Source organism: Mesorhizobium sp. L103C119B0, from assembly GCF_000502235.1.
Lineage (GTDB): Bacteria > Pseudomonadota > Alphaproteobacteria > Rhizobiales > Rhizobiaceae > Mesorhizobium.
In genome coordinates, this window is record NZ_AYXE01000009.1 from 96,219 (window position 1) to 111,782 (window position 15,564).

Annotated in this window: 13 protein-coding genes and 1 pseudogene; 12 read left to right on the forward strand and 2 right to left on the reverse strand. The window is 63.1% G+C overall.

Going from position 1 to position 15,564, the window contains the following annotated elements; translation table 11 throughout:
• The first annotated feature begins 2 nt into the window (after positions 1–2).
• The 7 genes from cpaB to X728_RS149380 all read left to right on the forward strand — a co-directional run bounded on the left by cpaB (position 3) and on the right by X728_RS149380 (position 8,256).
• Complete coding sequence (gene cpaB, locus X728_RS149410) at positions 3–815, forward strand: Flp pilus assembly protein CpaB (protein WP_023681985.1); 813 nt, start codon at positions 3–5, stop codon at positions 813–815.
• Positions 812–2,344, forward strand: a complete 1,533-nt coding sequence (locus X728_RS149405) for a type II and III secretion system protein family protein (protein WP_023831955.1) — start codon at positions 812–814, stop codon at positions 2,342–2,344. The genes cpaB and X728_RS149405 overlap by 4 nt, the downstream gene beginning before the upstream one ends.
• 14 nt (positions 2,345–2,358) lie before the next feature.
• Complete coding sequence (locus tag X728_RS149400) at positions 2,359–3,096, forward strand: CpaD family pilus assembly protein (protein ID WP_023831956.1); 738 nt, start codon at positions 2,359–2,361, stop codon at positions 3,094–3,096.
• A 55-nt stretch (positions 3,097–3,151) separates the two neighbouring features.
• The gene (locus X728_RS149395) at positions 3,152–4,435 is read left to right on the forward strand and encodes a CpaE family protein (protein WP_023726846.1); all 1,284 of its coding nucleotides are present in this window, start codon (positions 3,152–3,154) and stop codon (positions 4,433–4,435) included.
• A gap of 86 nt (positions 4,436–4,521) precedes the next feature.
• The gene (locus tag X728_RS149390; protein WP_023688717.1) at positions 4,522–6,030 is read left to right on the forward strand and encodes a CpaF family protein; all 1,509 of its coding nucleotides are present in this window, start codon (positions 4,522–4,524) and stop codon (positions 6,028–6,030) included.
• A 155-nt stretch (positions 6,031–6,185) separates the two neighbouring features.
• Positions 6,186–7,199 carry a type II secretion system F family protein gene (locus X728_RS149385; protein ID WP_023831957.1) on the forward strand — a complete coding sequence of 338 codons (1,014 nt, stop codon included), beginning with the start codon at positions 6,186–6,188 and terminating at the stop codon, positions 7,197–7,199.
• 40 nt (positions 7,200–7,239) lie between these two features.
• Entirely contained in the window at positions 7,240–8,256 is a 1,017-nt protein-coding gene (locus tag X728_RS149380) for a type II secretion system F family protein (RefSeq protein WP_023696714.1), read from the forward strand.
• A gap of 113 nt (positions 8,257–8,369) precedes the next feature.
• Here X728_RS149380 and X728_RS149375 read toward each other — a convergent pair whose 3' ends face one another.
• On the reverse strand, positions 8,370–9,191 hold the full coding sequence (locus X728_RS149375; RefSeq protein ID WP_023669594.1) for a tetratricopeptide repeat protein: 822 nt from the start codon (positions 9,189–9,191) through the stop codon (positions 8,370–8,372).
• Between the two features lie 237 nt (positions 9,192–9,428).
• On the opposite strand from X728_RS149375, the pseudogene X728_RS01000000166845 reads away from it, so the two are divergent.
• The 3 genes and pseudogenes from X728_RS01000000166845 to X728_RS149365 all read left to right on the forward strand — a co-directional run bounded on the left by X728_RS01000000166845 (position 9,429) and on the right by X728_RS149365 (position 12,099).
• A pseudogene (locus X728_RS01000000166845) lies at positions 9,429–10,789 on the forward strand (leucyl aminopeptidase family protein).
• 69 nt (positions 10,790–10,858) lie between these two features.
• The gene (locus X728_RS149370) at positions 10,859–11,209 is read left to right on the forward strand and encodes a MarR family winged helix-turn-helix transcriptional regulator (protein WP_023669596.1); all 351 of its coding nucleotides are present in this window, start codon (positions 10,859–10,861) and stop codon (positions 11,207–11,209) included.
• Between the two features lie 29 nt (positions 11,210–11,238).
• On the forward strand, positions 11,239–12,099 hold the full coding sequence (locus X728_RS149365; RefSeq protein ID WP_023831958.1) for an NlpC/P60 family protein: 861 nt from the start codon (positions 11,239–11,241) through the stop codon (positions 12,097–12,099).
• Positions 12,100–12,240: 141 nt separating this feature from the next.
• Here X728_RS149365 and X728_RS1000000171620 read toward each other — a convergent pair whose 3' ends face one another.
• Entirely contained in the window at positions 12,241–12,435 is a 195-nt protein-coding gene (locus tag X728_RS1000000171620) for a hypothetical protein (RefSeq protein ID WP_245260071.1), read from the reverse strand.
• Here X728_RS1000000171620 and X728_RS149360 point away from each other — a divergent pair.
• Positions 12,343–14,847, forward strand: a complete 2,505-nt coding sequence (locus tag X728_RS149360) for a ligase-associated DNA damage response DEXH box helicase (protein ID WP_245263045.1) — start codon at positions 12,343–12,345, stop codon at positions 14,845–14,847. The two genes, X728_RS1000000171620 and X728_RS149360, sit on opposite strands and share 93 nt — an antisense overlap.
• On the forward strand, positions 14,844–15,560 hold the full coding sequence (gene pdeM, locus X728_RS149355; protein WP_023692555.1) for a ligase-associated DNA damage response endonuclease PdeM: 717 nt from the start codon (positions 14,844–14,846) through the stop codon (positions 15,558–15,560). Before X728_RS149360 ends, pdeM begins: the two co-directional genes overlap by 4 nt.
• Positions 15,561–15,564: the final 4 nt, after the last annotated feature.

Here is a 15,564-nt window from a genome sequence, read left to right on the forward strand (position 1 = left end):
AGATGCCAGCATCCCGACTGATTATTCTGGGCGTGGCGGTGGCTGCGGCGGGTGGTGCAGGTTATGTTGCGAAGAATATGGTGGCGGTCCCGCCCCAGCAGGTCGTCGCCGATGCCCCGCAGGCGCCGGCCATTGCCTTGCAGGATGTGCTCGTGCTCTCCGGCGACGTGCCGATGGGCAGCCCACTTGAGAACAATCTCAGCTGGGAGTCCTGGCCGTCCGACGGGATCAATGCGAATTTCATCACCCGTGCCGCCGAACCCGAAGCGCGGGAGAAACTGAAGGGCTCCGTCGCCCGCATGGCGATGTACACCGGTGAGCCGCTGCGGCGCTCCAAGCTGATCGGCGAGGGGCAAAGCTTCATGTCTTCGATCCTGCCCACCGGCATGCGTGCCGTCGCCACCGCGATCTCGGCTGACACGTCGGCAGGCGGGTTCATCCTGCCCAACGATTTTGTCGACGTCATCATGACCCGCAGATCCGACACCGGCAACGGCGGCAGCGGATTCACCACCGAGACCATCCTCAAGAACATCCGCGTCCTGGCGATCGATCAGACCATCCAGGAGGACGAGGAAGGCAAGAAGACCAGGGTCGGACAGACGGCGACGCTGGAACTGACGCCGCAGCAGGCCGAGATCATAACCGTCGCCCAGCAGATGGCCGATCGCCTGACGCTGGCGCTGCGCTCGATCACCGACAACAAGGAAAAGGGTACCGATGAAGCCGACTACCTCGTTTCCGGCAGTGGGCGGCGCGGAACGGTGCGGTTGATCAAATCGGGCGAAGTTTCCGAAGTAGGGGCAAGGAAATGAGGTTAATCGCTAAACTGCCGGTCACCATGGCTGCAGCCGTCGGCCTGCTTTTCCTCGGAGCCCATGCAAGTGGCCTCGGCGACGCCAAGGCCGCCGGAAAGAGCGTCGGGGTCACGGGCTCGACCGCCACGCAACGTGTCAAGCTCGGCCTCAACAAATCTGTCGTCATCGATCTGCCGAGCGACGCCTACGACATCCTTGTCGCCAATCCCGCGGTCGCCGATGCGGTGACCCGCACTGCAAGGCGCATCTATCTGTTCGGCAAGTCGGTGGGCGAAACCAACATCTTCGTCTTCGGTCCCAATGGCGAGCAGATTGCCAGCCTGGATCTGGCCGTCGAACGCGACGTCGCCGGATTGGAAGACTACCTCAAGCGCTTCCTTCCGAATGCCGAGATCAAGGTCGAATTGCTGAACGACAACGTCGTCCTGACCGGGACGGTGGATACGCCGCTCGATGCCAAGCGCGCCGTCGATCTGGCAACCATCTTCGTGTCCGGCGGTGAAGCGACGACGGGCCAGTATTCGCAGACCGCGGCCGGCGGTAATGCCAATGGCGGCGTCGACATCAACAACCCGGATGCCGAACGCCGGGTCTCGAAGATCGTCAACCTGCTACAGATCATCGGCGACGACCAGGTGACGCTGAAGGTGACCGTGGCCGAAGTCAGCCGCTCGGTGATGAAGCAGCTCGGCGTCAACATGGTTGGCAGCGGCAGCATGGACGGCATCGCCTACGGTGCGCTGAGTTCGCCCAACTACGGTTTGGGAAAGCCGCTTTCGCAGAATTCAGGCTTTAACTTGGGCGGCAGTGGCCTCAAAGCCTACATCAATGCCATGGAGCAAAGCGGCGTCATGAAGACGCTTGCAGAACCGACCCTCACCGCGGTTTCGGGCGAGAAGGCAACGTTCAGGGTCGGCGGCGAATTCAATCTCATCACGGCACGTACGAACAACGTTTCGACCGACAACCAGACCGGCCAGGTCACCTACACCAACGAAAAGCTTGAATACGGCATAGGCCTCGAGTTCCAGCCCGTTGTGCTGTCGGCGGGTCGGATCAGCCTCAAGGTCAGAACATCGGTTTCGGAGCCGACCTCGGAAGGTGCTACCACCCTGGAAGGCGGCGGCAGCTTGCCCGGCCTGACGCTTCTGTCGATCCGCAAGAGACTTGCCGACACCACCGTCGAATTGCCGTCGGGCGGTTCGATGATGATTGCCGGCCTCGTTCGCGACGACGTCCGCCAGGCTGTATCGGGCTTGCCCGGCCTGACCAAGATCCCGGTGCTCGGCACGCTATTCCGCAGCCGCGATTTCGTCCGCAATGAAACTGAACTGGTCATCATCATCACGCCTTATCTGGCTCGGCCGGTGGCGCGCAACGACCTGGCTAAGCCGGACGACAATTTCAATGCCGCCGGCGATGGTCCGGCCATGTTCCTTGGCCGCGTCAACCGCGTCTACGGCACCATGCAGACCGACAAGCCCAACGGCCGCTACCACGGCGTTGTCGGCTTCATCTACAAGTAAGCGGGGAAGCGGACATGTCTCAGTCAGCATCAAAGGTACTGGCGATTGCCGCTACGGCATGGTCTGGCCGTGGCCGGATCCGCCGATCGGCAATGCCGATCATGGCGGTCGCGATCGCCGCCTCGCTTGCCGGTTGCGCTAAGCGCGACAGCATCACGGTTGGGGCGATTCCCGATGATTATCGCACCACGCATCCGATCGTGATTGCCGAGAAGAACCAGAAGCTGGACCTCCCGGTCGGCGCCGGCGATCGCGGCATGACCGGCTCGCAGCGCGACACGCTTCTAGGCTTCCTTGACGGCTACGACAGGAGCGCTGCCCCGGCGCTGACGATCGCAACCCCGATCGGCTCGGCCAATGAGGTGGCGGCGACTGCCGCGGCGCGCGATTTCGCCAGGCTGGCGGTTGCCAGCGGCATCAAGCGAAACCGGATCGTGGTGACCTCCTACCAGTCGGTTTCCCCGGAAGCCTCGGCGCCTATCCGCGTTTCCTATATTTCGGTGAGAGCCCAGACCGACAAATGCGGGCGCTGGCCCGAAGACATCCTCGCAACCTCCGAAAACAAGCACTACGCCGATTACGGCTGCTCCTCTCAAAACAACCTCGCCGCGCAACTCGCCAATCCGGCCGATCTGCTCGGGCCAAGAAAGTCGTCCGATATCGACGCCGAGAACCGCGGCGCGGTGATCGACGTCTATCGCGGCAGAGGTATTTCGGACGAGTTCCTCGGCAATTCGGAAGTGACGTATTAGGAGCGCCGGCCCCGCGTAGAGACCGGAAAGAGAAGTCACGGAAAAGAGCATGACGATGAGCAATCTTGCCTACGACACGCCCGGAGACGGCGGCGACAGCTCGCAATCGGATATTGCCGCGATGCAGGCGCTGCGGCCGGTGCCGCGTATTTCGATCCAGGCATTTTGCGAGACGGAAGGTGTCGCGCATCCGGTGGAGCGGGCCGGCGAGGATCGCCGCATGGCCAAGGCGCATCTGAAAGTGCATATGGGCGGCATCGCCACGGCGATCGAATTCTACCAGTCGGCGCCGACGCCGAACCTGATCCTGCTGGAATCGCGCAGCGAACCGAAGCAGTTGCTGGAGCAGCTTGCCCAGCTTTCCGAATATTGCGATCCCTCCTCGAAAGTCGTGGTGATCGGCCACTACAACGATGTCGGTCTTTACCGCGAACTCATCCGCTTCGGTATTTCCGAATATGTCATCGCGCCGGTGTCGATGGCCGATATCGTCTCCGTGGTTTCATCGATCTTCGTCGATCCGGAAGCCGAGCCGATCGGCCGCTCGATCGCCTTCATCGGCGCCAAGGGCGGCGTCGGCTCCTCGACCATCGCCCACAATGTAGCGTGGGCGATGTCATCGCTGTTCAAGTCGGAAGTGGTCGTCGCCGATCTCGACCTGGCTTTCGGGACGGCCAACATAAATTTCGACCAGGACCCTGCGCAAGGCATCGCCGAAGCCGTATTTTCGCCCGAACGAGTTGACGAGGTCTATCTCGACCGTCTGCTTGCCCAGTGCGCCGAACATCTGTCGCTGCTCGCCGCGCCCTCCACCCTCGAACGTGTCTATGATTTCGATCCCGATGCCTTCACGCAACTCATCGACACCGCGCAGCGCAGTGTGCCGCTGCTGGTGCTCGACGTTCCTCATGTCTGGACTGGCTGGACCAAGAACACACTGATCAAGGCTGACGAGATCGTCATCACGGCGACGCCGGAACTGGCCAATCTGCGCAACACCAAGAACCTGGTCGATATGCTGACGCGGCTTCGCCCGAACGATCCGCCGCCGAAACTGATCATCAACCAGGCCGGCGTACCGAAGCGACCCGAGATATCCGCTTCCGACTTCGCCGAGCCGCTCAGCCTCACGCCGATGTCGGTCATCGCCTTCGACCCGTTGTTGTTTGGAAATGCCGCCAACAACGGCCGCATGCTGGGCGAGATGGATGCCAGGAGCCCGGTCGTCGGCATGATCAACGAAATCGCGCATGTCCTGACCGGTCGCAGCGAAATCAAGGCCAGGAAGAAGGCAGGCCTTGGCGGCCTGCTCGGCAAGCTCTCGCGTAACAAGAAATGACGCTCCCCTCCAAATCAAGAAGTAGAGCATGATGTCGTCCGAAAACCGCTTCGGCATCATGTTCTGGACGGAATTGGTAGTCGATCATGTTTGGTAAAAGAGGCTCCGACGACGGCGGCCGGTTCACCCCGGAGTTCCGTCAGCCAGCACCGGCGCCAGCGGCGCCGGCCACTGCAACGCCTGCGGACATGGCGGTACTTGCCCGGCCCGCGGCAGCGCCGCCTGGAGCGCCGGGAACCCCGCCAACTCGCCGTGCCGTTGAGGCGCCATCGATGGCGCCGGAGCCGCCAAAAAAGATCCAGCGCGAAAAAAGTGAAACCTACTACGACACCAAGAGCCAGGTCTTCTCCGCGCTCATCGACACCATTGACCTGTCGCAACTCGCCAAGCTCGATCCCGAGAGCGCGCGCGAGGAAATCCGCGACATCGTCAACGACATCATCGCCATCAAAAATTTCGCAATGTCGATCGCCGAGCAGGAAGAGTTGCTCGAGGACATCTGCAACGATGTGCTGGGCTACGGCCCGCTGGAGCCGCTGCTCGCCCGCGACGATATCGCCGACATCATGGTCAACGGCTCCAAGAACGTCTACATCGAAGTCAATGGCAAGGTCGAACAGACCGGCATCCGCTTCCGCGACAATCAGCAGCTGCTCAACATCTGCCAGCGCATCGTCAGCCAGGTTGGCCGCCGCGTCGACGAATCGAGTCCGATCTGCGACGCCCGCCTACCCGACGGCTCCCGCGTCAACGTCATCGCCCCGCCGCTCTCCATCGACGGCACCGCGCTCACCATCCGCAAGTTCAAGAAGGACAAGCTGACGCTCGATCAGCTGGTCAAGTTCGGCGCCATCTCGCCGCAGGGCGCCGAGATCCTCAAGATCATCGGCCGCGTCCGCTGCAACATCGTCATCTCCGGCGGTACCGGCTCTGGCAAGACGACGCTGCTCAACTGCCTGACCAACTATATCGACCGCGAGGAACGCGTCATCACCTGCGAGGACTCGGCCGAGCTGCAACTGCAGCAGCCGCACGTGGTGCGTCTCGAAACCCGCCCGCCCAATCTCGAGGGCGAAGGCGAGGTGACCATGCGCGACCTGGTCAAGAACTGCCTGCGCATGCGGCCCGAACGCATCATCGTCGGCGAAGTGCGCGGACCGGAGGTTTTCGACCTGCTGCAGGCGATGAACACCGGCCATGACGGGTCGATGGGAACGATCCACTCCAACAGCCCGCGCGAATGCCTGAACCGTATCGAATCGATGATCGCCATGGGCGGCTATTCGCTGCCGCAGAAGACCGTGCGTGAAATCGTCGTCGGCTCCATCGATGTCATCATCCAGGCAGCACGCCTTCGCGACGGCTCGCGCCGCATCACCCACATCACCGAGGTGATCGGCATGGAAGGCGACGTCATCATCACGCAGGATATCGTGCTCTACAACATCAAGGGCGAGGACTCGAATGGAAGGCTGCTTGGCGAGCACGTGTCGACCGGCATCGGCCGTCCGCATTTCTGGGATCGCGCCCGCTACTATGGCGAGGAACAGCGCCTCGCCAATGCGCTGGAATCGATGGAGAAACGCGCTGACTGACGCATATCGAGGTTGGAAGCAATTCCAGGAAAAGTGTGAAGCGGTTTTCCCGGGAAAAGCGCGTAGCGCTTTCCCTTGGGGATTGCGTCAAAACAAAGCGATAGCGCATATCGCCGTTTCCTTGAAACGGCGATATGCGCTGGGGACCGAGGTCGATGTTCGGAATTGACACCACCGTAATGGCGTTCATCGTGCTCGCCGGCTTCAGCGCTGGTGCGGTCGCCTATGCCTTCCTGTTCACCAAGATGAGCAACGAGAAGCAGGCCGGCAAGCGGCTCGAGACGATCAAGGCCGCCGAGACCGATCGTTCGGTCGTCAAGGCTTCGCGCGACCGTGTCGCGGAGGCGGTCAAGCGGCGTAAATCTGTCCAGGACACGCTGAAACTGCTCGACGAAAAGCAGAAAACCAACGAACTCGCCGTCAAGAAGCCACCGTTAAAGGCCCAGATTCGTCAGGCCGGCATGCAGGTCTCGATCGAGCGTTTCTATATCTACTCCGTCATTTGCGGCATCGCGCTGACGGTGCTTGCCTATCTCGCCGGCGCGCCGCTTCTGGTCCTGCCGGGCGCGCTGCTGGCGGGGGCGCTCGGCCTGCCGCGCTGGTTCGTCTCGTTTCGCCGCGCGCGCCGGGTCAAGGCGTTCCTCAACGAATTTCCCAACGCCCTCGACATCATCGTGCGCGCCGTCAAATCCGGCCTGCCGCTCAACGACGCCATTCGCCTGATCGCCAGTGAATCGCCGGAGCCGGTCAAGACCGAGTTCCGCCGGATCGTCGATTCACAGCAGATTGGCATGTCCATCCCCGATGCCACCTTGCGCATGGCTGAAACCATGCCGTGCAGCGAGGCAAGCTTCTTCGGCATCGTTATCCAGATCCAGTCACAGGCCGGCGGTAATCTCTCCGAGGCGCTTGGCAACCTGTCGCGCGTGCTTCGCGATCGCAAGAAGATGAAGGCCAAGGTCCAGGCGCTTTCCATGGAAGCCAAGGCGTCGGCCGTCATCATCGGCGCGCTGCCTTTTGTCGTCGCCCTTCTCGTCTATCTGTCGAGCCCGAACTACATCATGCCGCTGTTCACCACCAGCACCGGCAATCTGATCCTCGGCTGTTCCGGCGTCTGGATGTCGATCGGCATTCTGGTGATGCGCAAGATGATGAACTTTGAAGTTTAGGCCGACCTTGGAAAGCTCGAAACGAAAAGACTGAAAACGAATGACCGACCAAGTCGTAAAATCGCTGACCGATCCTGCCTTCCTGATAGCGTTGCTGGTTGGCATTGCGGTGTTCGCGACCGTCTTCACGGTGCTGCCGGCCCTTGGTGGCAATCAGCTCAAGACTCGCATGAGATCGGTGGCGCTGGAGCGTGACGAATTGCGCGCCAAGCAGCGCGCGCGGCTTGCCAATGAAGCCGATCGTCGCCGCAAGGGGCTGCGCGAAGAGCAGTCGATCGGCATGCGCAACATCGTCGACAGGCTGGACCTGCGGCGTGCGTTGGCCGATGAAGGCACGTTGCAGAAGCTCAAGGTGGCGGGCTTTCGTGGCCAGAACCCGCTGACCCGCTTCCTGTTCTTCCGCCTGATCCTGCCTTTTGTCGGTTTCGCGCTGGCAGCGATCTATCTGTTCGTGCTCGGCGGACTGCCTGACCGGCCGGCCTTCGTGAAACTGTTCGTCTGCATCCTTGTCGCCTACGCCGGTTTCTACGCGCCGATCCTTTACGTCAACAATCGTGCCGCCAAGCGCAAGCAGTCGATCCAGGCGGCGTGGCCGGATGCGCTCGACCTGATGCTGATCTGCGTCGAATCGGGCATGTCGGTCGAGGCCGCCTTGCGCAAGGTCTCCGAGGAGATCGGTTCGCAGTCGGTGGCGCTGGCGGAGGAATTCGTGCTGACCAACGCCGAACTCTCTTATCTGCAGGAGCGCAAGCAGGCTTATGAAAACCTCTCGGCTCGTACCGGCCTGGAGTCGGTGAAGTCAGTGTCCCAGGCGCTGGTCCAGGCCGAACGCTACGGCACACCCGTGGCGCACGCATTGCGCGTGCTGGCCTCGGAAAGCCGTGACATGCGCATGAATGCCGCCGAGAAGAAGGCCGCCGCCCTGCCGCCGAAGCTTACCGTGCCGATGATCCTGTTCTTCCTGCCGGTTTTGTTCGCTATCATTCTGGGCCCAGCCGGCATTCAGGTCAGTCAGCGCGGCATCTTCGGCGACCAGCACAATTCCTCAAGCCAGTAGGCCTCGTTGCAGCCATACAAAAGAGCCGCACTGCCAATGCAGTGCGGCTCTTGTTTTCAGCTTTGAGATGTGGACGGATTTTGCGCTGTGCGGAGCCGGCGCCCATGCGGCGCTCAGTTGGTCGCCGGCTTTGCCTTGTCCTGATCCTTGAGCTGACTCCAGGCGTTCTGCTGGGCAAGCATCTGGCGAAGATAGGCTACATTGGCTTGCGCCTGTTCGGGTGAAAGCTCCTGCGACGCGATCTTCTCGGCCTCGTCGAAGCGGCCCTGCAGTCCCACGACCAGCGCAAGGTTCTGGCGCACCCGGCTGTCGGCATTCGGTTGCTGGGCTGCCGAGCGCATATAGGTCTCGGCGGTGCGCAGATCGCCTTCCAGCACATAGGACATACCGAGATTGGAAAGGATCGAGGGTTCGTTCGGCTTTAGGTCCAGCGCCTTGCGGTAGTTCTGGCGCGCTTCATCCTTCTGGCCAAGCTGGTCGAGAATGGCGGCCTCGGCCGACATCAGCCGCCAGTCCGGATATTCCGGCGTCTGCGCCCGGCGCACGGCGTCGAGCGCCGGCTCGAACTGGCCGTTGGCGGCCAGCGCCTTGCCGTAGGCGGCAAGCACGTCGCGATCCTTGGGGTAGGCGATCGCCAGCTTGCGCATCACGGCAAGCGACTGGTCGGCATCGCCGTCCATCTGGAGCGCCGCCGCAAAATTTGTCGCCAGCCGCTTGTCGTTGGGGTTCTTTGCGTAGGATTCGCCCAGCCGCCCGGTCGCCCCGTGCAACTCGCTGGCCGACATGGTTTCCAGCGGTTTGCCGCTGGTGCGCCCGATCGAGCCGGTCGTGAGCTTGCTGGTTCCGCACCCGGCAACACCGGCCGCCAGCGCCATCAGCAGTGCCGTGGTGACCAACCGTTTGCCCGTGACGTTCATCCTGCGGTTGGTGGGCATCGGCACGGGGCTCTCCATTCCTGCGCGTGGCCATTCACGTGGCCATCTTCATCCCCGCAGAAATATTCTGTTAACCCTAACGGACAGTTAAAAAGTGAGCCGTCGGATCGGTGAACGGCCCGCCGGAAGCCTTTGGCCTGGCAGTCCCATGCCGGCCCCTGTGCATAGATGTTGAAATCATCCGACGTCCCTGTCACTTGACTGAGGACGACCTGCAAGCCTCCCGGAGACCATCGAATGCCCGTCGAACTCATCGAGACACTAAACACTGCCCTGCCGGTCCATCTGGTCGCGAGCGATGGACTGGAGGCCTTGGGGCTTTCGCCTTCCATGACCGCATGGGCGGCCGCCAACGGCTTTTCCGGCGAAGCCGGTAGGACGCTCGCCGTCCCCGGCGACAACGGTTCCCTTGCCGGCGCCTTGTTCGGCGTCGGTGATGGCGAGGGCGCGCTGGCGGTCGGCATGCTGGCGAGAGCCTTGCCGGAAGGCGACTGGCATTTTGCCGCCGCTCCAGCCGAGCCGGAACTCGCGGCCATAGCCTTGGTGCTCGGCGGTTACGTCTTCACTCGCTACGGAAAGAAATCAGGCAAGACGCTGCGTTTTGCGCTGCCGCTCGGCGTAGATGCAGGACGCGTCCGGCGCATCGCCGACGGCGTCTTCCTGGCGCGCGACCTCGTCAACACGCCGACCAGCGACATGGGACCGGACGAGTTGGAGAAGGCCGTGCGGACCCTGGCGGCCACTCACAAGGCCGAGGTGTCGGTGATCAAGGGGGATGATCTCCTGAAGCAGAATTTCCCGATGATCCATGCGGTCGGCCGGGCCTCGGTCGGAGCGCCGCGACTGATCGACATGGTTTGGGGACCGGAAGGCGCGCCGAAGGTGACGCTGGTCGGCAAGGGTGTCTGTTTCGACACTGGCGGCCTCGACATCAAACCGTCGTCGGGCATGCTCTTGATGAAGAAGGATATGGGCGGCGCCGCCAATGTGCTGGGCCTGGCCTCGATGATCATGGCTGCCGGGCTGAAGATCCGGCTGCGCGTCCTGATCCCGGCGGTCGAGAATTCGATTGCCGGCAACGCTTTCCGGCCTGGAGATGTACTGACCAGCCGCAAGGGCATTACCGTCGAGATCGGCAACACCGACGCCGAAGGGCGGCTGGTGCTGGCCGATGCGCTGGCGCTGGCCGATGACGAGGAGCCGGAACTGCTGATCGACATGGCGACGCTGACCGGGCAGCGCGTGTCGCGCTCGGTCCCGATCTGCCGCCTTTCTACACTGGCGACGAAGCGCTGGCGTCCGAACTGGCTGCGGCCTCGGTGGCCGTCGAGGATCCGTTGTGGCGCATGCCGTTGTGGCGGCCCTATGACGCCAGGCTGGCGTCGAAGATCGCCGACATCAACAACGTCACCACGGACGGTTTCGCCGGCTCGGTCACCGCGGCGCTGTTCCTCAAGCGCTTTGTCGAACGGACAACGGGCTGGGCGCATTTCGACATCTTCGCCTGGAACCCGTCCGATCGCCCCTACGGACCCGCCGGCGGCGAGGCGCAAGGCATCCGTGCACTGGAGCGGGTCATTTCGAGGCGCTATGCCTAGGGTCGTGAGCAAAGCACACTGCCTCTAAACTGAAACGGAACCGAAACAATTTTCCGTCATGCTCGCGCGATGTCGATTTCGATGCGTCCGAGCCAGGCGATGCGACTATGGCAGCAGGTGATGTTGTCGCAGGTGCGCGCCGGCGCGCCAGATCTCACCATGCGCCAGACGGCGATCCTGTTCACCATCTATCTCGACCCGCCGCCGCACACGGTGCGCGGCCTGGCAGCCCGCCTCAATGTCACCAAGCCGGTCATCACCCGCGCCCTCGACACTATGGGTGCGCTGAAACTGGTGTCACGCCATCGCGACGAGCTCGACAAGCGCAATGTGCTGATCCGGCGCACGGTCGAAGGCGCGCTCTTTGTCGAGCGCTTCGGGGATGGTATCGTTGCCAGGGCCCACGAACTGCCCATCTGATCAATCGCTGAATTAGAACGAGTACCGATTTGACTGCCAGGGATGCCCGCCTCCACGCCTTCCGTTCCGACCTCGCCGATGCAAGGCTGAAAGGGAAGGTTTCGGCCGATCGCTTCGTCACCGGCCGTCCGGCTCGGATCACAGCCTCCGTGGCTGACCTGCGCAAGGCACCGCGCCCGGATGCCGGCGTCAACACGCAGGTACTGTTCGGCGACGATGTGCTTGTCTTCGAGGAAGCCGAGGGATGGGCCTGGGTCCAGGCCGAACGCGACGGCTATGTCGGCTACGTCGGCGCCACCATGCTGGGCGCACGCGAGCATGCGCCAACCCACATCGTCACGGCGCCGCGCACCTTCCTCTATCCTGGCCCGGATCTGCGCTTCCCGATCAGCGGCCAATTGTCAATGGGCTCGACGGTGACGGTAACCGGCGCTGCCGAAACGCGCGGCACGCACTATGCGCTGTTGCCTTCCGGCGAGGCGCTGATCGCCGGCCATGTGCGCCCCGTCAGCGATATCGCCGCCGACTATGTCTCGGTCGCCGAGATGTTTATCGGCACGCCCTATCTCTGGGGCGGCACCTCCGGCTTCGGCATCGACTGTTCTGGCCTCGTGCAACTGGCCATGCGCATGGCCGGCCGCAATGTGCTTCGAGATTCCGACATGCAGGCGGCAGGCCTCGGCGAGCCGCTCGATCCGGGATCCGATTATGCCGGGCTAAAACGCGGTGACCTCGTGTTCTGGAAGGGGCATGTCGCCGTTATGACCGACGCCGAGACCATGATCCACGCCAACGGCCACACCATGCTGGTCTCGCGCGAAGGGCTGAAGGATGCGGTTGATCGGATTGGGTATCTCTATGGCGGGCCGACTGGGTTTCGGCGGCCTTAGCGCCTCTTCCTTCGCCCCGTTCACGGGGAGAAGGTGCCCGAAGGGCGGATGAGGGGCGGCGCCAGCGATTGAAAGCTCGCGCTGTCCCTCACGTGCCTGCCGGCATCCTCTCCCCGTACGGGGTGAGGGCAACTCACCCGATCACCTTTTGTTCCGATTTTCCTTGGCGATCGCGCGCCGTCGCGCTACCTCTTTCGCGTGACCGAGCAGCCGCGCCTTGCCAAACAAAATGCCGCCGTCCTTCTGCCCGAGCCATTCATCAGATGGTTTGGCGAAAAAGGCTGGTCGCCGCGCGCTCACCAGATCGAGCTGCTGGCGAAGGCTCAAGCCGGGCAATCGGTGCTCTTGATCGCACCGACCGGCGCCGGCAAGACACTGGCCGGCTTCTTGCCATCGTTGACCGAACTGGCCAACCGCCCCAGACGCAAAGCCGGTATGGCACGGCGCGGCATCCATACGCTCTACATCTCGCCGCTGAAGGCGCTGGCCGTCGACATCGAGCGCAACCTCGGCAAGCCGGTGGAGGAGATCGGCCTGCCCGTCACCATCGAGACGCGCACCGGCGACACGCCTTCCCACAAGCGGCAGCGCCAGAAGCTGGCGCCGCCCGATATCCTGCTCACCACGCCCGAGCAATTGGCGCTGCTGATTGCGGCCGGCGATGCCGGGCGCTTCTTCGAGGATCTGCGCTATGTCGTGCTCGACGAGTTGCATTCGCTGGTGACATCGAAACGCGGCCATCTGCTGGCGCTCGGGCTGGCGCGGCTGCGCAGCATCGTGCCCGGCCTGCAGACGATCGGTCTGTCGGCAACGGTGGCCGAGCCCGACGAGTTGCGGCGCTGGCTGGTGAGCCAGAATCCGCCCAAAGGCCTGGCAAGTCCCGATATGTCTGAGCTCATCGTCGTAACCGGCGGCGCGAAGCCCGAAATCTCGATCCTCGATTCGGAAGAGCGCGTGCCATGGGCCGGCCATTCGGCGCGCTATGCGACGCCGGAAATCTACCGCGAGATCAAGCGCCACAAGACCACCCTGCTGTTCGTCAACACCCGCAGCCAGGCCGAGCTGCTGTTTCAGGAATTGTGGCGGGTCAACGAGGATACCTTGCCGATCGCGCTGCATCACGGCTCGCTCGATGTCACCCAGCGCCGCCGCGTCGAGAAGGCGATGGGAGACAATGCCTTACGTGCCATCGTTGCCACCTCGACGCTCGATCTCGGCATCGATTGGGGCGACGTCGATCTGGTCGTGCATGTCGGGGCGCCCAAGGGCGCCAGCCGGCTGGCGCAGCGCATCGGCCGTGCCAACCACCGCATGGACGAGCCGTCGAAGGCGATCCTCATCCCGGCCAATCGTTTCGAGGTGCTGGAGTGCCGGGCAGCGCTGGACGCCAACTATCTGGGCGCCCAGGATACGCCGCCGCTGGTCAATGGCGGGCTCGATGTGCTGGCCCAGCATGTGCTGGGCTGCGCCTGCGGAGCGCCGTTTCGCGCCGACGATCTCTACGAGGAAGTGCTGACAGCAGCGCCCTATGCCAGCCTCGACCGGCCGACATTCGACCGCGTCATCGATTTCGTCGCCACCGGCGGCTACGCACTGAAGAACTACGAGCGCTACGCCCGCATCCGCCTCAACAAGGACGGCATGTGGCGGGTCTCCAATCCCCGCGTCGCGCAGCAATATCGGCTGAACGTCGGCACCATCATCGAGGTGCCGGCGCTCAATGTGCGTTACGTCAAGGCCGGCAGCAAAGGCTCGGCTTCGCACGGCGGCCGGGCTCTGGGCAAGATCGAGGAGGCCTTCCTCGAAACGCTGACGCATGGGGACACCTTCATGTTTGCCGGCAAAGTGCTGCGCTTCGAAGGCATCCGCGAGAACGAATGCTTCGTCTCGAATGCGCCGGGAAGCGACGCCAAGGTTCCTTATTATGGCGGCGGCAAATTTCCGCTTTCGACTTACCTCGCCGAGCAGGTGCGCGCCATGCTGGACGACCCGCAGCGCTGGAAGAAGCTGCCCGAGCAGGTATCGGACTGGCTGCGGTTCCAGGCTGACAAATCGGTATTGCCCAAACGCGACGACCTCTTGATCGAGACCTTTCCGCGCGGCAACCGTCACTATCTCGTCGCTTATCCTTTCGAGGGCAGGCTGGCGCACCAGACGCTCGGCATGCTGCTCACCCGCCGGCTGGACAGGGCCGGCGCCAGGCCGCTTGGCTTCGTCGCCACCGACTACGCATTGGCCATCTGGTCGCTGGGCGATATGGGCGCGATGTTCAAATCGCGGAAACCTTCGCTTGGCGCTCTGTTCGACCAGGACATGCTGGGCGACGACCTCGAGGCTTGGCTGGCCGACAGCTGGCTGCTCAAGCGCACCTTCCGCAACTGCGCGCTGATTTCAGGCCTGATCGAGAAACGTCACCCCGGCCAGGAGAAAAGCGGCCGCCAGGTCACCGTCTCGACCGATCTGATCTATGACGTGCTGCGCAGCCATGAGCCCGACCACATCCTGCTGCAGGCGACGCGCGCCGACGCGGCGACCGGTCTGCTCGATGTCAGCAGACTTGCCGACATGCTCTCGCGTATCCAGGGTCGAATCGTGCATAAGGCACTCGAACAGATATCGCCGCTGGCCGTGCCGATCATGCTCGAAATCGGCAAGATGCCGGTGAACGGCGAGGCCGACGAAACGCTGCTGATGGATGCCGCGACTTTGGTCGAGGAAGCCATGGGTCCTGGGATGGTTGAGGAATGAATTTTTCGCTGGCGCGGGCATCGCTGATCGCCGAGGCCGACTTTGTCGGCATCGCGGGCGAGCGCGCGATCTGTGATTCGCGCGGCGTGCTCTATTTCCCCGATCTGAGGCTGCTCGCGGTCTCCGACCTGCATCTGGAAAAGGGCTCGTCCTTCGCCAGGCGCGGCGCACTGATCCCGCCCTACGATACCGGCGCCACTCTGCTCCGGCTGCAGGCGGTAATCGCGGACTACCAGCCGGCCATCGTCATCAGCCTGGGCGACTCCTTCCACGACGGCGGCGGCGCCGAGCGCATGCATCAAACCTTCCGCGATCGGCTGGAAGCATTGATGGCCGGCCGCGACTGGTTCTGGGTCGCCGGCAACCATGACCCGGAAGCGCCGGCGGATTTGCCCGGCGAGACGGTGCGCGAACTCGCCATCGGCTCGCTGCTGTTCCGCCACGAGCCGTCGAAGATAAGAACCGAGGGCGAAGTTGCCGGCCATCTTCACCCTTGCGCCCGCATCGTCCAGCAGGGCCGCTCGGTGCGGCGGCGCTGCTTTGCCGGCGATGGCGGCCGCATGATCATGCCGGCCTTCGGCGCTTATACCGGCTCGCTCAACGTGCTCGACCGCGCCTATGCCGGCCTGTTCCGCCGCGAGACGTTGATGGCCTATATGATGGGCGCCGCGCGCATCTTCGCCATTTCCGGTTCGATGCTGCGGCCGGGCTGAGTTT